Origin of the sequence: Butyrivibrio sp. WCE2006 (assembly GCF_000701985.1) — a bacterium.
Classification (GTDB): Bacteria; Bacillota; Clostridia; order Lachnospirales; family Lachnospiraceae; genus Butyrivibrio.
Genome location: NZ_JNKH01000005.1, coordinates 96927 through 118843, shown reverse-complemented (window position 1 = coordinate 118843; position 21917 = coordinate 96927). Strand labels below are relative to the sequence as shown.

The window sequence follows — 21917 nt, the reverse complement described above, 5'->3', positions numbered from 1 at the left end:
ACTTTTTTCAGCCAGATAAGTACATTACATATAAAACTTAATTAATGTTGTATTTAACCTTTTTCTCAGCACTGAGTACTGCTCCTGCAAACTGCTTCTTTGCTTCCTCTATCAGCTGCTTATAGTTCTTATACTGAGTGCATTTCAAATCCATCCTGTCACTGCTTATAAGTATGGAATCATCATCAGAAAAATATGCCATTCCTCTATCAATATCAGCTACGCAGCCATAGGTATCCGTTTCATACAAAAGCATTCCATATCCTGAGCAGACAGCCATTAGCTTACTGTCTTCATCACAGACAATACATCTTACCTTTACGCCCGTATCAACAGAATTTACAATTTCCCTGCTGTCCATATCCCATATGCGAACCTTATAATCATCGCCCTGCATCACAAGATGTTTATTGTCGCTTGTAAATGAAACATATGCCTGGTAATAAGCATCCATAGGAATAACTTCAACTGTTGCAAGACTTTTAATATCAACAATTCTTACATTTCCATCCATGCATGTAATGGCAAGATACTTTCCATCGGGACTAAGCGTCATATAGTTCATGTTAGAGCTGTTTATCACCATTCGAAGGTTGTCATCACCAAGAATTGTATTCTCACCTGTAGCAATCTCTGTTTTATAAAGTGTTTTTCCTCCCTCGATTATATAGACGGTGTTTTTATCTGCCGCAGGAATCGCAGCTCCTATCTGATTCTCTGTTTCAATAAGTGCAAGCTTTTCCTTCTTCACCAGATCAAGCATCAGCAGTTTCCTACCACTCCATATAGCAGCAGTATTGCCATCAGCTGATAAATTCACATCAAAAAAATTAATGTCAAAGTCATAATCCTGAAGACGGTATTCCTCAGCACTCTTTGATGTAAGATTGATTTTTACAATAATTCCGCTATCGTATATAAATGCTGCATTGCCTCTGAAAACAACATTCTTAATCGAATCACCCTGATCATAGGAATAAATCACATTTCCTTCTCTGTCATAGATAGAGACTTTACCATATTCCCTACTGGCGCCCATAGCCAGATATTTTGAATCGTCTGATACGGAAAATACTTTCATATCATCATTAAAAGCCATAAACTCTTTTGCATCAGGAGCTTCATGCCATGACAGAACATGTACATCAGGAGATGAAAAAGAATTAAACGCAAGTCCATGTTGCAAGACTACTGCTTCTCTGACGGAAGCATTTGTTTCAAAACTGAATTCTGAATGAATTTTACCTGTAGAAAAATCTACAAAATCAATGTTTCCCTGATTATATCCAACTCTTCCATAGGGCACTCCAACAGAAAGAGCAAGCATGGTTGCATCTCCGGGAAGATTGAACTCTGCCTTTATCTCACCTGTAGATTCATCTATAGTAAAAGCATCTGATTCAACTGTAACTACTATATCTGAATTCGTAACTCCGTCTTTTTCATACTGGTGTGCTTTGACTATAGCAACAAAACTCAGTATATTGCTGGCATCAGCGTCAAGATCTCTTGACCACACTAAATTGCCGTTTTTATCAATCAAATCCAGAACAGTATGGGTCAGTCCATTATGCAAAATATCTCCATTACATGATAAAACCGCATAGTTTCCATTATCAGTAATGCCAAAATCAAGGCTAAAACCTTCAGACAATTTTGTATCAGTTTTTGTGCCATCCCCGATATTTATCAGTGAAAAATAATTATCGGCATTTTCATCATCACTGTAATGCTGTGCTGCATAAATTCCTTTATCAGCAATATACTTTCCACCCTTTTTAAAGGTAATTCCTGTGGATTCTTCGATAGTTTTCTGTACCTCACCTGAACCTGCATCAAGTATAGAAATTGAATTATGGCAAACGAGAATCACCTTATTGCTATCTTCACAGACTTCACATTCCACAACCATATCATCCGTTTCCTTCGAATATATGACATTCCCATCATAGTCATACTTGGTGAGCGCATAGTCTGTGTTTATATAAACGCCTGAAGCGTCAGCATCTGCCGTATTTACATTTTCATAATAATTGAATTCATTAACACTTGGTTCAATGGTAGTCTTAAGCGTCCAGTTCTCTGTATCCCATACGTACACCTTGTTCCCTTTATCAAAGGTTACGAGTAATCTTGCATCATCTGACCTTTTCATAAATGCCAAAGGCAAACTGTGGGTCAGATTTCTGTCAAAAGATAAATCATTGCCGCTGTCATAGGCATAAAGTGCTTTTGAAAGCGCGTATTCAGCTTCAGGAACATAAGGTCTGTCATTTTCTTCCGAAGGCAGTCCCTCCATAGCAACAAGAACAGCATCTTCTCTGTTTCCCTGATCAAAGAGTGAAAGTGATTCCTCTGCATAGAATCTGGACTGATTTTCCTGCTTACCCTTATATTGGACAGTTATTTCATCAGCAAGTCTGCTCTTCTCATCAGCAAGCTGCTTCATCTTAGAAGCGACTCCGGCATTATAAATACCAAATGCCATACCCGAAACGGCAATAACCGCTGCGGCTGATGACGCAAGAGTTATGGTCTTCCTTATCATCCTCTCTCTGTGGCGCTGCCTGAGTTCATCATAGGTACAACCAATAACCGGAGCAGCCAGGCGAAGAAGTTCCGTCTTATACTTAGAGTTTCGCTCCTTTTTGTCAGCACCTCTTACATCTGCAGCAAGAGGCTCTACAGGATTACCTTCCTCATCAGTAAGAAGCTGCGGAGGAAAAGATTCTGATGGCTCTCCCTCTATCAAAACAGCAAGTACATGATTCCTGTCATGCATCTTTATGAAATTTTCAATTTCCTTACAAACCCAATAGGATTCAGGTGTTCGTGGAGAACAAATGACAATCAGATATTTAGATTCGGCGAGAGCGCCTGAAATATTGTCATCAAGATCACTTCCAATGGGCAATTCTTCCTGGTCTCTGAAGGCCCTGCCCATCTTCTTTTTTCCTGTCTTTTTCTGCACAGAAGCCGGTATCTTATAAGTTTCAAGCCCTGTATGAATTCTCTTTGCAACCTCCATATCAAGAGGTGCATGTCTGTAGCTTATAAATGCATCATATCTCATCCCAAAAAACTCCCCTTTTCATATTTCCCCTCAAATAGATTTAATATCCAAGAATAGATAATGATTTTAAATCCAGGTCTTAGTTTACTATTTATGGATGTTTTATTCAATTGCTGTATTGGCAAAATCGGATGCGGCAATTGGCTGCATTAGTTATATAATCCTGAATACAAAAAATCCTCCGAAAAATGATTTCCGGAGGATTTATCGCTATAAACTAATTAAATTAGTTCTTAGATGTTCTGTATGTAATATCAAAGTGGTCTGTGCCAAATGTCTTAGTGATCTTGTTCTGGTAAACAACAATAATTCTTGTGTCCTCAGCCATGTTGCTCTGTGAAGAACGAACTGTTGAATACTCACGACCATTATCATTTTCTGTGTATGTGTACTCATCCTTAATAGGTGTTGTATCAAGTGTGATCTTCTTGTTATTACCTATAACCTGTACTGTATCTTCTGAGTAGTCATTCTCATTTATACCATAGATTGTATCAAGTGTATCACCATCACCATTAAGGTCAATACCTGTAGTCTTCTGTCTTGCTGTCTGAGATTTTGACCAACTGCGTGAATATGACCAATACTTGCTATTGTATGAATAAGAATCTGCATCTGTCTTTACCTCGTAAGGTGTACTCTTAATAACAAATGCTTTAACAAACTTATAGTTCTTACCCATAGTAACCTTGAACTTACCGGACTTCTTGGTAACATAGTTGATACCAGCTTTATTAGAGGTATTTGAAGTCCATACATTTGCATTTGTTGCGTTTCTGTCAAGATCACGAGTAAGCTTCTTACCTGCATATGAAACAGCCTTAAATACTCTTGCATCATCAGATACTGTAACATTTACCTTAGTCTTCTTGCCTGATACAGTGTACTCAATCTTAGCCTTACCGGGCTTCTTACCAAAGATACGATATGTATAATTAGTATCTACACGCTTCCAAGCCTTCATCTGCTCCTCTGTAGGATAACTTTCAGAAGTAGCAATTACTTCTCTTGTGTTATCACTCTTCTTAAAATATACTTCCTTAGTCTTTGAGTCATAGCTGGGATATACTGTAGTCTCATATTTGTAGGACTGCTTAATTGAAATATTAGCCTTACCGCTCTTGATTTTTACGCTGTCAAGTGTCTGTCCAACCTCAGGATTGATAGAAAGGCCATAATAGCTATCAGTACCAACCTCAATCTTCTTCACGTCCTGAACATAATGTGTTGCAGCACGTTCTGCATCAGCATTTTTTGTGCTTGTATCATAAGCAGCACCTGTAATTCTGTTTCTGTAAATGGTTCCTGTTACGTTCTCTTTTACAGTACCATTCTCAATAGAAGAAGTCCCCTGACGATCTATGTCATATACCGTCGTTGTTGAACTGTAAACAGCTGCCTTTGCGCTGCCGGGCACTGCAAGTGAAATAATCATTGCTGTAGCAAGTGCCATTGCTCCAATTCTTTTGATTCCCTTCATGTGAATCCTCCTCCAACAAAATAATTGGTCACCCTCTTTTTTTTGATAATTGAACAAGTCCAATTACCCGTGACAATTACAAAATATACACCTATTTCAATTGTTATTCAACTCTTTTTCAGAAAATTACAACCGTTTATCCTGTTGAAGAAATTATTTATTTTCTTTCTACTTTCTTTGTTTTAACAGTTATTTGAGGTTTATATATCTATTCTTCGAAATTTTTAATTTCTTTCTACATTGGGAATCATTTTCAAATTTTATGCCCTGCCACAGAGTTTTTTTTGTTTTCATTATTGCGATAAAACCATTATGAATTGCATAGAAAATGTCCTCCATCCGGAAATTGGATGGAGGACATATAAATATCTAAAATATTTCTCATTTTACAAGACGTCTTGTAATAGTTGTGTTGAATCTGTAAAGCTTATTTGTGCTCTTATCAACAAAATAAATATAAATAGGTGTTGAAGAAGAATAGCCCTCATTAGAATACAAATGTTCATAAGGTTCTTCCCCGGTCTTTCCAGATTTTGAATAGCCATAACTACTAGGTGTTGTACTAAGCGCAAGCTTGAAGCTCTTTGATGCTCCGCGGTCAGTCCAGGTATAGTAATTTGGGAAGGTACCAAAATCACTCTTGAACTCACTCTTAATCTGCTCTGCATCTTCTCCATAATAAGGTGCTTGCACATCATCAGGTTTTACAACATATCCATTCTCTGTACCTGTAATAACCTTTACAAGCTTATAGCCCTTATTCATCTTGATTTTAACTTTTCCAGACTTCTTTGTCGTAGTGTTACTAGCATATTTAATTCCAAGAGCATTTGCATTTGTAGCACCAATATAACGATCATGAAGAAGAGATTTACCTGCAAAAGTTACGGATGCAAAAGGAGCAACCTCCTTTGCAGTTACCTTAATTTTAACAGTTTCTGTTTTATTTCCTGTATTGTCATACACATCATAAGATATTGTAGCTTTGCCTTCCTTCGAAGCCTTCAACGTAATATGATATCTGCCCCATGATGCATTAGGTGCTGCATCTTTGTTAGCAACTATAATCTTTTTATCTGTTACCCCATCATAGTAATAATACTGTCCATTTTCTTCATGTACATATATCTTATCAGTTGTTGTATGTTTACTAAAAGTCTTACTGAGATTAGCTTTTATAACCTTTTTATTTGAGGACTTCACATTTCTGATCTCGCAATTTCCATTGCCTAAATATACATGAAGAGTCTGCCAATCATTTACTTCAATTTGCATCTTCTTAGGAGCAGTATAATCAATCAAATCTGCACTCTCAGCAGCAGTAGCTCCAGTAGTGATATCTGTATAGGAGACAACCTTACCTGATGCATCTTTATTCTCCTTGATTTGATCTACTTCAGAAATACCAGAATACCTTTGTGAAAAACTAGGTCCTGCCGCTTCCTGATAAGCTGCATTAGCGTTAACAGGAGCGATAAGCGTAAGTGACAAAGCTGCTGCAAGAGCCATTGCTCCAAATTTTCTTAATCCCTTCATAAAGAGACCCTCCTTCATAAAAATTCTTTCTACGGTATATCGAACCGCGTTGCCGTGACTATACTGATTTTAGCACTATATAAAAAGCTGTCAAGGCGCTCAAATACTGGCTTTATAGAGTTTTTATAAACTTTATTAAATGTTTATAATTTCGATAAATATATAAAGCAAGACAATAGCTGCATTTGCGCATATTGTTTAGCAATCATATTACTCGCCGCATATGCAATATTTTATAATTATTATATTTTGATAATCATGGCTCGCACTAAGCTCGTGAAATACCTCGCTAAGTTGCTCTGCTCTGGAAGCTCCACTAAATTCGACAATACCTCATTAAGTGGACTTCCATGGCTCGCACTAAGCTCGTGAAATACCTCGCTAAGTTGCTCTGCTCAAAAAAAAAGAACTGCCACATAGGACTTTTCATCCCATGTGACAGTTTTGTGTTCACTCATATTACCTGACTAATATCTTAAGTAAGGAATTTACTCCATTACTTCTTTACTGTACGATAAATAGTCTTCTCAATTGTGTGATATTCCTGAGCAAGTGTGTCGTATACAACTACCTTGATTACTGTAGGAGCAACTAAAGCATATCCCTTATTAGTAAACTTTTCAGAAACAGCATTTCCGGCTACGTTTTTAGCATATATATCTTTACCATTATCCCTTGTTCTTGAATTCACCTCATAGGAATATGACTGATCAACGCCAACCTTGCTGAGCTTAATCTTTTTGCCGGACTTAACTGTTGTAAACTTATATCTGGCATTGGATTCACTTACACCATCTATAATATCATCAGTATCGCCATCACCATTTAAATCGATACCGGCATCTACGGCATTTCCGGATATATTACTGTATGTATAGCCATAATTCCCATGACCTTCCTTAGCCGCAATTTCTGAAGTATAAGGAGTAAGTCCAATTGTACCAACCTTAATCTCAACTACCTTATATTTCTTATTTGCTTTTACAACAAGCTTCCCACTGTTAGCAGATGAAACATTATAGTCTGTATCTGATGATTTCTTTCCATACCAGAAATTCTTAGGATTACTATAATCATCAAGAAGAGACTTTCCGGCAAATGTAAATGTCTTAAGCATATCCTGATCAGATACTACATAAACTGTAGTCTCAACTTTACCTGTAACCGTACCCTGCTCATTTACAATATCAAATGAAAGCTTGGAGCTTCCGGTCTTAACAGGTGTGAGTTTGATATATACTACTGCATTAGATCTGGTTGCCGCCAAATATTTTGGATCCTTCGTATAATCATCTGCAAGAACAACCTTCTCACCTGCACTTGTGTAGAAATAATGTACTGTTTTTCCTCCAACAACCTCACTCTTTACTATCACATTAGCGTTTGAAGTAAGTACTACGTCTTTCTTTTCAAAGCGCTTAGCCTTAAGAATCTTTTTCTTGGAAGACTTAACATTGGTTATGTTAATATCTCCGTTTATAAGTGGAACTGAAAGATATGTTGTCTCACCTGCAGCAATTCTGATACCAGATACGAATTTCTGCATTGCAGCTTCGTCATTAACATAAACATCATCTTCTTTTACGCTTGTCTTACCGGTAGTTGGGTTAATATACACTCTTTGAGTTACAGTATACTTTACATTATCCGTATCATCAGAGTAAGTGTCTAAATCTTTAAAATTAAACTGATATCCATCCTTATAGTAATAGGTGCTATAGCCCTCCCCATCATAAAGATATATTGGATTTTCAAATTCACCTACTTCAGTAGCACTGAGCCAGCCACCTGCAATACCAGCCTTTACAACAGCAGCCTCAACTGCATCTCTCTCGCCCGACTGAGTAAATATCGACTTTACATCTTCATCAACACGTAAAGTGTTAGTACCGACCTTGTCAAGATTTACTGTTGCACTGGGTTTTGATGCTGCCAAGGCAGTAGACGGGGTTAGAAAAGTTACAGATAGTGCAAGAGCAAGCGCAGTTGCACCGAGTTTTGATACTTTTAACATATCAATACCTCCTCCAGAAAAATTAGACGGTTTTTAGAAAACCGATTAATCGTGACATTCTAATTCTAACACCCTGTAATCTTTTGTCAATCAGCGAAACTTCTGACATTTTCTGCGTTTTCAGACACTTGATATTCTGTTTTATATTTCGTTTATGTGTTTGAACTTCCCTTCAAAAACTTATATATTCTCCCGGTACAGTCAGGTGCTTCATCATAGAATGCGTGTCCATAATCCTTATAGATATAGGACTCACAATTAAGTTCTTTTGCCAGTTCCAAAGTGGGTTCCATGCCAAAAACCTCATCCTTGTCTGCGCCAAGAACCAGGACTCTGCTTTTTATGTTCTTAATCTTGTCCGAGATATCCATGGCACTAAGATCTGACGCTATTGTTATGAATCTCTTCAGCTCTTCATCCGTCACCGTTTCGGCTATTTTCAAAAAGGCATCATGATATTTTGAAGCATATTCTCTGGTATAGCACTTATCGGCAAAATCCAGCATCAGTGCCTGCTTATCTCCACTCTTTGCAAGACTTATCCATTTTTTAATTACAGCCAGTGATTTATCATTTGCATGAGCACTGCTGGATGCAATTATGAGATTACTGATAAGATCAGGATATTTTAATGCCATATGCATTGATATCATGCCGCCTTGAGAAGTACTGATTATACTTATTTTGGACAGACCAAGCTTTTTAATGACCTCAGCTGTATCCACAGCCATTTCTTCGATAGAATAAACTTCCGGTAAATTCTGTCTTCTGTCCATTACATATACGTCATATTCGTCCACAAAAATACTGTAGGCAACTTCAATAAATTCTGCAGATTCCATAACACTCTTAATTGATAAGCCGGGGATTATGACCAATGGACTTCCGCCTTGTTTCCCAAATCTGAAGTAATTCATTGTGACGTTTTCAGTCTTAATTGTTTCAATATTTATAGCCATAAAAACCTCCTTTTTTCCTTTAATGTAAGCCTACACAGTCCCCTTAAAAAAGACGTGACTTTTACGCTTTTATGTATTAAAATATAAAAGTTGCGCTTAAAGCGAATCTATTTTAAAATTTCAGTTTTTTAGGAGGTATTAGAAAAATGGATTCAAAACGTATGAAATGGAGTACATTGGCGTTCATTGCCTTCTCCACTGTTTGGGGATTTGGAAACGTTCTTAACGGTTTCGTTTATTTTAATGGTATTCAGGTTATTTTCAGCTGGATACTGATGTTTGCACTTTACTTTATTCCTTATGCACTTATGGTCGGTGAGCTTGGTTCAGCATTCAAGACATCAGGCGGTGGTGTGAGCTCATGGATTTTAAGTACCACAGGTCCCAAGCTTGCTTACTACGCTGGCTGGACATATTGGGCATGCCACATTACTTATATCGCATCCAAGTCATCAGGCGGTCTTAAGGCACTTAGCTGGGCAATTTTCAGAAATGGTGAGACATATGATACATTCCCTACTCTTGCCGTTCAGCTTGTAACCTTTGCAATTCTTCTTATTTTCTGCTGGGTTGCTTCAAGAGGTCTTAATCCTCTTAAAAAGCTCGCAACCATCGCAGGAACAAGTATGTTTGTTATGTCTATTCTCTACATACTTATGATGTTTGCAGCACCTGCCATCAACCCCGGTGCAGGCTTCGTATCAATGGATTTCACCATGAAGAGCCTTGTTCCTCAGTTTGATGTCAAGTATTTCACATCACTTTCAATTCTCGTATTTGCAGTTGGCGGATGTGAAAAGATTTCTCCTTATGTTAATAAGGTAGAGAATCCCAGCAAGGGATTCCCCAGAGCAATGATCACACTTGCAATCATGGTAGTTGTATGTGCGATCCTTGGCACAATTTCAATGGGTATGATGTTTGATCCCGCTGAGATCAATGCTTCAACAGAAAGCTTTAACGCATACAATTCAAACGGAAGCTATTGGGCATTCCAGAAGCTTGGTAACTACTATCATGTTGGTGACAGCCTTCTTATCATCTACGCTGTATGCAACATGATCGGTCAGCTCTCAACACTTGTACTTAGTATCGATGCTCCTCTTCGCATGCTTCTTGATAACGAGGATGCAAGAGAGTTCATTCCTTCAGGTCTTCTTAAGAAGAATGATGCAGGTGCTTATGTAAATGGTATTAAGATGGTAGCGGTTCTTTCAGGATCCATCATCCTTATCCAGTCATTTGTACCCGGTGCAGCAGCAGTTCTTAAACAGCTTACAAAGCTCAACTCTGTATGCATGCCTCTTCGTTACCTTTGGGTATTCTTCGCTTACATGGCACTTCGCAAGGCAGGCGATAAGTTCCCTGCAGAGTACCGTTTCGTGAAGAATCAGGGTGTTGCATTGTTCTTTGGTGCATGGTGCTTTATCGTAACTGCAGCAAGCTGCATCCTTGGTATGTATGATGCTGATCCGTTTACTTTTGCACTTAATGTAATAACACCTCTTGTTCTTACAGGACTTGGAGTAATCCTTCCTATCATTGCCAAGAGAGAGAAGTCAGGAGAGTCTGCTAAAAAGGCAGCTTAAAGGATACCAGCATGAAGAACTTTTTTAGAAAGATCAAATCAGATCCGGTACTTATGGCAGCATGGGTACTTGCGATCATATCTTCAGTATTAGTAAGACCTGATAGTAAATATCTCTCTTACATAGATTTCAGATCCCTTGGTATTCTCTGGGGTCTCATGATTGTAATTCAGGGTTTTAGAGAAAATTCCATATTTGAAAAGATTGGAGAGATCCTTCTTAAGAAAGTACAGACGGGACGGCAGCTAGCTGCCGTCCTTATCCTTATGTGCTTTTTGGGAAGTATGTTCATCACCAATGATGTGGCACTTATAACATTTGTTCCCTTTGCTCTTATGACTCTGCACAGCTGCAGGCGTGAGGATATGATGATACCGGTGATAGTTCTGCAGACAGTTGCTGCCAATCTTGGTAGTATGCTGACTCCCATCGGTAATCCGCAAAATCTCTATCTGTACGGACTTACAGGAATGACACTTCCGGATTTTGTAGTATGTATGCTGCCCTACAGCCTGTTCTCTCTCCTGCTTCTTATGATTTCACTTCTTTTCATAAAAAACGGAGCCAGCGCCCTGAAGGACAGAAGCGATAATTACCAGATAGTAAAGAGCTTTGGAAGTAAGAAGCAGGTAATTGTCTACAGCATTCTTTTTATCATAGCTCTTATAACCGTACTAAGAGTAATCCCCTGGTATGTGATGGCATTGATAATCCTTGCCACAGTTGCCGTTATGGATGGAAAGATACTTCTGAGAGCTGATTATATTCTTCTGCTTACATTTATAGGATTTTTCATTTTTACAGGAAATATGGGACGAATCCCTGCCGTTAGTGATTTTCTCATGAGTGCAGCCTCCGAAAGGGAGTATCTGATTTCTATCATTGCAAGCCAGTTTATCAGTAACGTTCCTGCAACACTTATGTTATCAGGTTTTGTTACAAACTATAAAGAGCTCCTCATCGGCGTCAATATCGGCGGACTCGGAACTCTTATTGCTTCCATGGCAAGTCTTATATCATTTAAAGCTTACGGCAATGATTACAAAGATAATAAAGGAAAATATATCCTCGTATTCACTATTGTGAACGTAGTATTTTTGCTTGCGCTTTCATGTTTTAAATATATTTTGACAATAATTCTCTAAGAATTATGAGGTTCCTGCGTAGATAGCTTTCTACTGCCTGTACAAAGCTCCTACGTAGGTAGCCTTATCTATTACTCTCCAGGTATCATTACAGTAAACTACAATGTTTACCCCATCGCAGTGAGGCGAGTAATCTTCGTTATCTATTATTATCTGGCTGTAGCCATCTGACTCACTTCCATTAGACATAATTACATAATCGACTTTAGAATTTCTGATACTTCCTATATTTCTGACTTCCTCTGAATCAGTAACCTGTTCTATCTTATCGCCGTTTTTTATTGCATAGTATCCGTTTCCTTCAGGAATATCCAGTTCAAACCCGTGACCCGCAAAGGCATTTACAGCATCTTCATCAAGATACTCGGATATATCAGACTGCCCTGCCAAAAATACTGTGTACCTGGGGCTATCCAGCATTTCCAGATATTTTTCCAAATCGCTGATATTCTGAAGCTCGCAGTCTCCAAGTGTCTGCTGATAATAGTCCTCCGTACTGTCCCACTGCTCATCTTTAACACCTGCAATGTCATATTCATCAGCCAGTAGCACTCCCATATATTTTGAAAGCTTTCTTGCTCCCCAGATATTGCAATGCCAGTCATCGCTCATGTTCTTTTTCCATTTAAACTTGGCAGCTTCATAATAGGCGCTCTCGTTAAAATCGATAAAGTCCAGACCATTATCCGTAGCATATTCTGCCACGGTATTATGCTTTGAGGTATCCCAACCGGTTGTAGGCGTTTTAGTAAGAATCAGTTCTATTCCCTTTTCATCGCACAGCGAAACAATCCTGTCCAGATACTCTGCCATAAGCGGATGTGTATCTGCCATCATTTCGTGATCATACTCCATATACGGCTCATAATCAGGATACACACCACCACGCTTTGCAAGAGGCGCATACCCTTTAAGCTCATAATGATTCTCAAGAGTTATGAATTCAAAATCTGTCTCAGAAAGATTCATCCATCTGGTATGGAACCTTTCATTAGTAAAAAGGTAACTGTTTATCGTCTGACTTTCATCATATTTACATATATCGTTTATGGCTTCCCACTTTACCTCTGACCAGTTCATAGCATCAATTGCCATTCTAGTGAAGGCTTCCGAAGTATTGAGCGGGTCCTTTGGGCTAAAATCAAACAACATATAAAGCTCCACAACCACTGTCTTAGGAGTCTGATAGCGCAATGCTTCCTTTAACCAATAATAGGAAACAAGGAGGTTTTGCTGCTCACAGGCGAGGTTATAACTTCTTATCCCGTTATTGTCGTAGATAACCTGGGGTGTAAATGCCGCTCCACCATGGCTGCTTCCGAGGAACAATACGTCTATGGAATTCTTTTTCATTTTATAAAAGCCTCTGAAGGTTGAGGTTGTGGACCAGGAATCCTCAAAATACTTCTTGGGCGTGATCATGTAGTTGATCATAACTGTCACGGTAATAAGTATCAGGGTGAACACCACTGCCCTTACTCCGAATTTTAAATGCTTTTTCATTAAAAGCCTCCATATATAAAATCCTGGGCATCAAAGCCATAACCATAGGTTCCAAAGAGAAGAACACAAATGATGGCCACGATATATATTCCCCACCTTATTAAAAGCGGCTGGGTATATATCTTCTCCCCAAGAGATTTTCCCATTTCCTGATACTTTCCAACTTTTCTTAGAATGTAGACCGAAACTATGAGCACTACCACTTCTTTCCAGTCAAGCCCGAGTGTAAATATTCTGTCGTTAAAAAGAACCCAGGGATTAAAGTCTGTAAACATGTGCAATAAAAGCTTTGCACCGTCTCCGAGCGAATTCGCTCTGAAAATAATCCAGGCAAAATTCACCAGTAAAAAAGTACCTGCTATCTTGATCCATCGCTTTTTGTTGGAGTCAGCACTGATACCGCAAAATGTGTACGCTTTTTCACGGGCTTTATAGGTAAATTCACCTATTATCTGATAAAGCGCATGCATAAGTCCCCATGCAAGAAATTTGAGTCCTGCCCCATGCCACATTCCGCTTATAAGAAATGTCACGACCAGATTTATATATTTCCTTGTTTTCCCTTTTCTGTTTCCGCCAAGAGGAATATAAATGTAGTCCCTAAGCCACTCACTGAGGGAAATATGCCATCTTCTCCAGAAATCCTTGATGGAGGTTGAAAAATACGGACGTTTAAAGTTATTTACAAGCTCTATTCCGAACATTCGTGATACGCCCCTTGCCAGGGTTGTGCAGGCAAGAAAGTCCGCATAAAGCTGAATACTGTATAAAAAGGATGCTACCCAAATGTATGCTCCGGAATAGGCCGGGAAGTTATCAAACACTGTATTTACAATGACTGCTGCCTTGTCTGCGATCACAAGCTTTAGGAAAAATCCCCATATTACCAGCTGAAAGCCTTTGATAAAGTTCTTTTCATCAAAAAGATGTCCCTCTGTCAACTGAGGATGGAGCTGTCCGAATCTGGGTATCGGCCCCTGTATGACCTGTGGGAAAAAGCTTGTAAACAGAATATACTTGGCGATATTTTTTTCAGGCTTAATCTTTTCCATATAAACATCAGCCAGATAAGCGATGAGCTGAAGCGTGTAAAACGATATTCCGAGTGGAGTTACCAGGTTTATCGGATCTTTTTTCATGATAGCTTCAAGGACAAAGTTAGAATTCTTGATAAGAAGCCATGGAATTGTCACAAGAATAATACCTGCTATAAAGGTCGCTTTCCTTGCACCATCTTGAAGCTTTGCCATCACGTTGGCGTCTATGTAACTTATAATTATTGTTCCAAGGAAAATCCAGATACCTGCCTTATAAAAAAAGGCATAGAATACAACGTTTGCAGCAAGTAGTGCTACCCACCTATGCCTTACAGGAAAGACATAATAAAGAACCAGTGCCGCAAGCACCAGCAAGTAATAATTTAGAGATATGTAAATCATACTTCAAAATCACCCCATAAACTTTTCTAAACTTCCTGCTGATTATAACAAGTTTCTGCATGGCCGGGCAACACCTCAATGGGAGTTGAATGGCACTTATAAATTCAAGGTTACCGTAAAAGGAAAAGGCGGCAAGAAAAAAACAACTCAGACAGTAAAGGTTGTAGTTAAATAAAGCCATTACCTCTATATGAACTGAACAAGCAAGCAAAATTGCCGAACAAAAAGACGACTCCGGGAGCAATAAGTTCCCGGAGTTGTTTTTATCTTATTTATTGTAAAGTGCTCCGAAAAGGCATTATGCGTCAAATAGACGCGCGCATTAATAAATAGGTAATAAATTAATTGCAAAAAATTATATTTTTTTTATTTTACGTAAATATATTGTTCATATGAAGTACAACATATTCCTATATGATAAACAGTGGTATTGCATAGGAATTTTGCGGACTGTTTCTGCTTCGCCCGCAAAAAGTCTTTTTTTCATCAGTTCACGGAAATCATATAGGAGGTTAATTTCATTATGAGTAGTGCAGTTAATTCCGAGAAAAAGGGTGCCGTAAAGGCTATAAGCGTAAGACTATCAGTTATGTTCGTCATCTTACTTATCATTAGTATTCTGGTCACCCAGATAATTGTAGTCAGTATGGGTTATGGTCTTATAAAGGATCTGATCAATTCCACACTGACAAACAAAGTTTCAAGTGATGCAGGGCAGATCAATAGAGACCTGAACTCAACATTCTATTATCTAAACGGCGTGGCAGATGCTGTAGAGCAGAATCAATATGCAAGCAATGAAGAACTTGCTGAATATTTGGCAGGAACCGTTGGCAGATATGCAATGCTTCCAACAGGAGCTTACATTGCTTTGAACGATGAGACTTTCATTTATCCCAGTGCACCAGACTTTCAGATGGATGCAATAACGGAAAAGAGCTGGTACAAGCAGGCGATGGGCTACGACAATAGCTGGTTCTATTTCTATGATCAGCCATATTTTGACACAGTAACCGGTCAACTGTGCGCTACAGTTATCAGACACATACATTTAAAGGATGGTCGTGAGGGATGCTTTGCAGCTGATTTGTTCCTGGACGATGCCCAGAAAAGCCTCAATGATGTTAAACTCTATGAAACCGGTGGCGCTATGATGCTTACAGCTTCCGGACTTATCCTTACATACAGAGATGATCCTTCACTTTGTGGAAAGAATGTCTCCGAATTAGGTGATAACGATTTCCTTACAAAGATTGCCGAAATTGTGGCTTTGGATAATTCCATTGAAAGTGAAAGCAAAACAGGCGAAGTACATGAATTTAAATCCAACGGTCAAAACTATTATGCCGTAACATCTCAGGTAAGCGGCGTTGACTGGAGAGTAATAATCTATGCTAAACAGAGTGAAGTACTGGCAGTTCTCACAAGACTTGTCATCGCACTTATAGTTGTATCAGTTATTTCAATAATTATAGTAATAATCATCATGTCTCAAGTTCTTCAGAGAATGATCAAGAAACCTGTCACAGCCCTTACAGAAAATATTGAAAAAATTTCCGGCGGTGACTTTACAGTTGATATCACTTCCAATGGTGACGATGAAATTGCCTATATGAACAGGGCAATGGGCGAATTCATTCATGGTATGAAGGATTCACTCACTGAAATAAAAGATGTCTCAGGAAAGCTTATGGGAGATGCCCAGAATTCCAAGAGTACAGCCGAGAACCTCGAAGAAGCTGCCAGCAATCAGTCAGCCAGCATGTCACAGATCAAAGAGAATATCGAGAACATGGCAAATGCTGTTAATGAGGTTGCTGAAAATGCGACTGTACTTGCCCAGACCGTAGCTAATGTTACGGATCAGGAGTCCAGAATTGAGTCTTCGATGAATGAACTGGTAAAGAAAGCAGACAGCGGACAGCATGATATGTCCAGCGTTGCATCCGGTATGTCAGATATCGTATCCTCCATGAAGGATATGGCTGAAGCGGTTAAGAACGTTGACGAAGCTGCTGACAAGATCAATCAGATCATTGATCTTATCAACTCCATTTCTTCACAGACCAATCTCCTGTCTCTTAACGCTTCCATCGAAGCAGCAAGAGCAGGCGAAGCAGGTAAAGGTTTTGCGGTAGTTGCTGCTGAAATAGGTACTCTCGCCCAGAACTCTGCAGATGCAACCAATCAGATTGGCGAGATCATAAAGGATATGTCTCAGAAGGTTCGCATGCTTTCAGAAAAATCAGAGACAAATACTACTCTTATCAACAACAGCGCTGAAACCGTAAACGTAGCTGCTACTACTTTCGAAGAAATCACTCAGGAGCTCTCTGAAGCAAATGATATTCTGTCAGAAATGGCCGAGCAGATGAATAAGGTTAATGATGTTGCCACCAACATGGCTTCAGTATCAGAAGAACAGTCCGCTTCTACCCAGGAAATTGCGGATAATGTTGAAAAGGTAACCGCTGCCGCACAGGGCGTTGCTTCATCTTCAGAAACTGTACTTACCGCTGCTTCATCTGTTTCCGATGCGGTTGATACCATAAATAACAACCTTGAACGCTTCACCATCGGATAATGGAGTAACCTGTAAAATAATGTTCTGAGTTAAATTGTTGTTTTTATAATTGACAAAATATTTCAATATTGAAATTCCTTCAAAAAAACTTAGATTTTCTTCTGCCACTATCTGCGTTCTGCAATAGTGGCAGAATTTTTCCTTGTTCTATTGCTAAACACAATAGGAGTGAAATGATCTGACCTCTCTTATGCTACTCTCCATATTTTCTTAATAAATTATTATATTTTGCGAAATTAATTGACACACGTCTTAATGTTGTGCTATGCTAACTTTCCGTTAGACTTAACTAACGCAAAACGACTGGAGGATACGCAATGAAGAAAAATTTACTATCTATTATTACAGCAATTACAGTAGCAGGTTCAGTACTTGCAGGATGCGGAAGCACCGGAAGTTCTGATAATGAAGTTGCTGTTAAAAATGAAACAGCTGCAGAGACAGCAGAAGCAGAAAATAATGACACGAATAATGAAGAAGCAGATTCCACTTCTGAAGACAGCAGTGCTGCAGAGACAGAATCTGAAGAAGCTGCCTCTGACTCTAACGAAGCAGCGCAGTTCCCTATTACAATAAAGCACGCTTTTGGTGAAACTGTTATTGAATCAGAGCCCACCCGCATCGTAACACTCTCCTGGGGTAATCAGGACCCTATCCTTGCCCTTGGTGTTGTTCCTGTAGGTGTCTCTGCTGCCAACTTTGGACTTATGACTGAAAACAAGCTTCATCCCTGGACAGATGATGCTTTCAATGCTTTAGGTGAGACTGCTCCTAACGTATTCAATGATGAGACAGGTTGGGATTATGAAGCTATAGCTGCTTCTGAGCCGGATGTAATCATCGCATCATACTCAGGATTCACAGAAGAAGAATATAACCTTTTATCAGAGATTGCTCCTGTGGTTCCTTATCTTGAAACTGCATGGAAAACAAACTGGCGCGAGCAGACAATCACCAACGCTACTGCAATCGGTAAAAAAGCTGAAGGCGAAGCTTTAGTTGCAGAAGCTGATGCCCAGATTAAGGAAAAGCTTGCAGAATATCCCTCATTAGAAGGAAAAACAGCCGGATATTTCTGGATTTCTCAGGATGATATGAGCACTTTTTATGCATATCTTCCCAGCGATCCCAGAGCATCCTTCCTCAATGATTTAGGTTTTGCAACACCTCAGAGCATTTTGAATCTTGCAACAAGCACTGATGATTTCTCAGTTACAATATCACGTGAAAATACTGAACTCTTAAATGATGTTGATATCCTGGTTGCATATGGTGATCAGGGACTACTTGAAGCAATGCAGGCAGATCCTCTTATGAGCCAGATCCCTGCAGTAAAGAATGGCGCTGTGGTACTTATAGATTCAACAAGTTCACTTGCAGCATCTGCAAACCCGTCAATTCTTTCAATACCTTATGCATTGGATGATTATCTGGTACTTCTCGATGAAGCTGCAAGCAAGGTAACTGAGTGATAATTAAGTAATTTGTTCAAATAAAGGGTGCAGTTTGCTATGCTGCACCCAATAAACTAATAAATAATAAGAAAGTGCTTTAATTCATAATGCACTAATCGGAATAGATGAATACTAAGAAAATCGGAACAATTTATATTTTAGGAATAATACTCATATTTATATCAATGGCGTTGTCGATAACCTACGGAACAAAATACGTAGGTTTATCTGACGTTATCGATGCAGTTTTAAGCAGGAATACTGAGTCATTCAATGTAAATGTTGTTCAGGCAAGAATACCACGAACAATCTTTGGAGTCATTGCCGGAGCTTCTCTTGCAATCTCAGGTGTTTTGATGCAGACAATTACCAGAAATCCCATCGCTGATCCCAGTATCCTTGGAGTAAATACAGGAGCTTCACTTTTTATTGTAATCGGTATAGCTTTTTTCAATATTCAGTCAAAGCTCTCTTACATGGGACTTTCATTTGCAGGTGCCATGATAACAGCTCTCATTGTCTATAAACTGGCTTCATCAGGTTACAGCGGTCCGACACCAATTAAGCTTGCTATTGCCGGATCTGCAGCAAGTATCGCCCTGTCTTCTATTATTAATATTGTACTTATGCCTGATTCAAGTGTTATGACAACCTACAGATTCTGGCAGATAGGCAGCATCGGAGGGACAGGTTTTGACGATATCCTGCTGATACTTCCGATTTTTCTGATATCGGTGATCGTCAGTCTTTTATCCTCTGACAACCTTAATATCCTGCTTCTTGCAGAAGAATCAGCAGTTTCTCTGGGACTTAATATAAATCGCGTAAGACTAATGGCAGCTCTCTGCGGAGTTCTTCTGTGCGCATCAACCACTGCGCTTGCAGGTCCCATAGCTTTTGTAGGACTTATGGTGCCACATTTTATAAGAATGGTAGTCGGAAGCGATCACAAGCACCTTATTACCTGCAGCGGACTGTATGGAAGCTGTGTGCTCATATTATCTGATGTAGCAGGCAGAATTCTGGGTCGTCCGGGAGAGCTTGAATCCGGAATAATAACTGCCCTGCTTGGTGCACCTGTTTTCATATTCATTATTCGAAAGGCGAGGATACAGAGCCTATGAATACATACTCGAAATCACTTTCCGGAGTAAAAAGAAGGAAAAGCAAATATATTCTTACAGCATTGATACTGCTTACCATAGTCATTGCGCTTTGCATTATAAATCTTTGTATTGGTGAAAAGAATTATTCCTTTTTGCAGGTACTCAAAACCATAACCGGAGTCAGTAAAGAGGGAACCTACATAATTGCAAAATTAAGGTTTCCGAGAATGCTCACCGCCGTTCTTTGCGGAATTGCCTTTGGAGTTGCGGGAAACATTTTTCAGACATTACTGAATAATCCGCTGGCAAGTCCTGATATTATCGGCGTAAGCCAGGGTTCAACCGTGGCAGCTGTATATTGCATTTTGTTTCTTAATCTAAACAGAAACATCGTGTCGGTAATATCAGTTGTAGCCGGTATCCTTGTGGCAGTGCTCATCTATCGCATCTCATATTTAGATAAGTTTTCCTCAGGAAGGCTTATACTTGTGGGAATTGGATTTCAGGCATTTTTTACAGCGCTTATAAACTGGATGGTTATGAAAGCTGCTGAATACGATGTCCCAACAGCCATGAGATGGATGAACGGAAACCTGAACGGAATCGTGACTGACTCTCTTCCGCTTCTGGCATTGGTGGTAATTATCTGCCTTGGAACAATAATCGTCTTAAATCATGCCATGCAGTCACTGGTGCTTGGAGAACAGTTTGCAATAATTCTGGGCGTCAGAGTTAATTTTGTCAGAACTCTTTTGATGGTGTGCTCCGTGATCCTGATAGCTTTTTCCACTGCAATATCAGGTCCAATCTCATCTATAGCTTTTTTATCAGGCCCAATTGCAGGAAAAATCTGCGGCAGAAGTCATTCAAACATAGTTACCTCAGGTCTCATAGGAGCAATACTTGTTCTTGGCGGAGACTTTATCGGACAGAACCTTTTATTTACGAGATATCCTGTCGGCGTAATTACGGGAATCCTGGGTGCTCCATACTTAATTTATTTACTCATCTCACAGCGAAAGCTCCAATAAATGGACCGGGATGTTAATAAACCTCACTAAGGATTTATCCTTTCGAACGATAGCAAGGAAAAAACCGAACGAAAATCAGGCTTTAACGAGTCATAAGGAATCCACCGCAAGCGATATCCCCTTATGACCACAATCACCAAACACGCCTTCATCTTACGATGAAGCCTATATGAAAGGGAAATATCATGAAGAAAAATACACTTAAGGCAAATAATATTAGCGTTGGATATGGAAATGGAAATATTTTGGACTCTGTAAATATCGCTATTCCTGAAAACAAGATCAGTGTAATTCTTGGTTCAAACGGAAGCGGAAAATCAACGCTCCTAAAAACCTTCTGCAGACTTTTGCAGCCTGGCGAAGGCTCCATTACACTAAATGACACTTCCCTTAAATGTATGAGATCAAAGGATATTGCAAAGACCATTGGTCTTCTGCCTCAGACTCTTACTGCCCCTGAGGGAATCAAGGTCGCAGAGCTTGTTTCAAGGGGCCGTTTTCCCCACAGGAAATTCATGGGTTCCCTATCCCGCGAGGATTATAAAGCAATTGACAGTGCAATGTGCGCGATGAATATTACAGATCTTGCAGACAGAAGCATAGATGAATTATCCGGCGGACAAAGACAGAGAGTTTTCATAGCTCTTGCCCTTGCACAGAATACGGATATTCTTTTTCTTGACGAGCCAACAACCTATCTTGATATTGCATATCAGGTTGAAATCCTGGATCTTTTAAAGGAGCTTAACAGAGTAAGAAAAACCACTATTGTAATGGTTTTACACGATATCAATCTCTCATCAAAATATGCGGATCATATTTTTGCTATGAAAGATGGTCATCTTCTCACAGAAGGAACACCTGAAGAAATCATAACTGAGGCAACAATAAGAGACATTTATGGTATAAACAGTGTTGTGATAAAAGACCCCCTTTCAGGAAGTCCTTTCATTATTCCGGTGAGTTCACATGATACCATTAGTGTTGCATCATAAAAGGCGCCT

The 21917-nt window shown here is 39.2% G+C and carries 14 protein-coding genes; 7 read left to right on the top strand and 7 right to left on the bottom strand.

Annotation, left to right across the window (positions count from 1 at the left end; translation table 11 throughout):
• Positions 1–37 precede the first annotated feature (37 nt).
• The 5 genes from T501_RS05495 to T501_RS05475 form a co-directional block, all read right to left on the bottom strand.
• On the bottom strand, positions 38–3073 hold the full coding sequence (locus T501_RS05495) for a toll/interleukin-1 receptor domain-containing protein (protein WP_044913749.1): 3036 nt from the start codon (positions 3071–3073) through the stop codon (positions 38–40).
• Between the two features lie 226 nt (positions 3074–3299).
• Complete coding sequence (locus T501_RS05490; protein WP_044913747.1) at positions 3300–4553, bottom strand: hypothetical protein; 1254 nt, start codon at positions 4551–4553, stop codon at positions 3300–3302.
• A gap of 381 nt (positions 4554–4934) precedes the next feature.
• Positions 4935–6089, bottom strand: coding sequence for a hypothetical protein (locus tag T501_RS05485; RefSeq protein WP_044913746.1), 1155 nt, complete (start codon positions 6087–6089; stop codon positions 4935–4937).
• A 496-nt stretch (positions 6090–6585) separates the two neighbouring features.
• Positions 6586–8103 carry a hypothetical protein gene (locus T501_RS05480; RefSeq protein ID WP_044913745.1) on the bottom strand — a complete coding sequence of 506 codons (1518 nt, stop codon included), beginning with the start codon at positions 8101–8103 and terminating at the stop codon, positions 6586–6588.
• Between the two features lie 152 nt (positions 8104–8255).
• Positions 8256–9062 carry an alpha/beta fold hydrolase gene (locus T501_RS05475; RefSeq protein WP_044913744.1) on the bottom strand — a complete coding sequence of 269 codons (807 nt, stop codon included), beginning with the start codon at positions 9060–9062 and terminating at the stop codon, positions 8256–8258.
• A gap of 146 nt (positions 9063–9208) precedes the next feature.
• Between T501_RS05475 and T501_RS05470 the strand changes: the two genes are divergently transcribed.
• Entirely contained in the window at positions 9209–10651 is a 1443-nt protein-coding gene (locus T501_RS05470; protein ID WP_026511018.1) for an APC family permease, read from the top strand.
• An 11-nt stretch (positions 10652–10662) separates the two neighbouring features.
• Positions 10663–11796, top strand: coding sequence for an SLC13 family permease (locus tag T501_RS05465; RefSeq protein WP_044913743.1), 1134 nt, complete (start codon positions 10663–10665; stop codon positions 11794–11796).
• 30 nt (positions 11797–11826) lie between these two features.
• Here the strand turns inward: T501_RS05465 and T501_RS05460 are convergent, their stop codons facing one another.
• Both T501_RS05460 and T501_RS05455 read right to left on the bottom strand, forming a co-directional pair.
• Positions 11827–13299 carry a hypothetical protein gene (locus tag T501_RS05460; RefSeq protein WP_044913742.1) on the bottom strand — a complete coding sequence of 491 codons (1473 nt, stop codon included), beginning with the start codon at positions 13297–13299 and terminating at the stop codon, positions 11827–11829.
• Entirely contained in the window at positions 13299–14738 is a 1440-nt protein-coding gene (locus T501_RS05455) for an MBOAT family O-acyltransferase (RefSeq protein ID WP_044913740.1), read from the bottom strand. The genes T501_RS05460 and T501_RS05455 overlap by 1 nt, the downstream gene beginning before the upstream one ends.
• A 523-nt stretch (positions 14739–15261) precedes the next feature.
• On the opposite strand from T501_RS05455, the gene T501_RS05450 reads away from it, so the two are divergent.
• From T501_RS05450 to T501_RS05430, 5 genes are all read left to right on the top strand, one after another.
• Entirely contained in the window at positions 15262–17322 is a 2061-nt protein-coding gene (locus T501_RS05450) for a methyl-accepting chemotaxis protein (RefSeq protein WP_044913739.1), read from the top strand.
• Positions 17323–17639: 317 nt separating this feature from the next.
• Positions 17640–18794, top strand: coding sequence for an iron-siderophore ABC transporter substrate-binding protein (locus T501_RS05445; protein ID WP_044913738.1), 1155 nt, complete (start codon positions 17640–17642; stop codon positions 18792–18794).
• Positions 18795–18901: 107 nt separating this feature from the next.
• Complete coding sequence (locus T501_RS05440; protein WP_044913737.1) at positions 18902–19900, top strand: FecCD family ABC transporter permease; 999 nt, start codon at positions 18902–18904, stop codon at positions 19898–19900.
• Positions 19897–20913: a FecCD family ABC transporter permease gene (locus T501_RS05435; RefSeq protein WP_044913736.1), complete on the top strand. Its 1017-nt coding sequence runs from the start codon at positions 19897–19899 to the stop codon at positions 20911–20913. Before T501_RS05440 ends, T501_RS05435 begins: the two co-directional genes overlap by 4 nt.
• Positions 20914–21098: 185 nt before the next feature.
• The gene (locus T501_RS05430; protein ID WP_044913735.1) at positions 21099–21908 is read left to right on the top strand and encodes an ABC transporter ATP-binding protein; all 810 of its coding nucleotides are present in this window, start codon (positions 21099–21101) and stop codon (positions 21906–21908) included.
• The last annotated feature ends 9 nt before the right edge of the window (positions 21909–21917 follow it).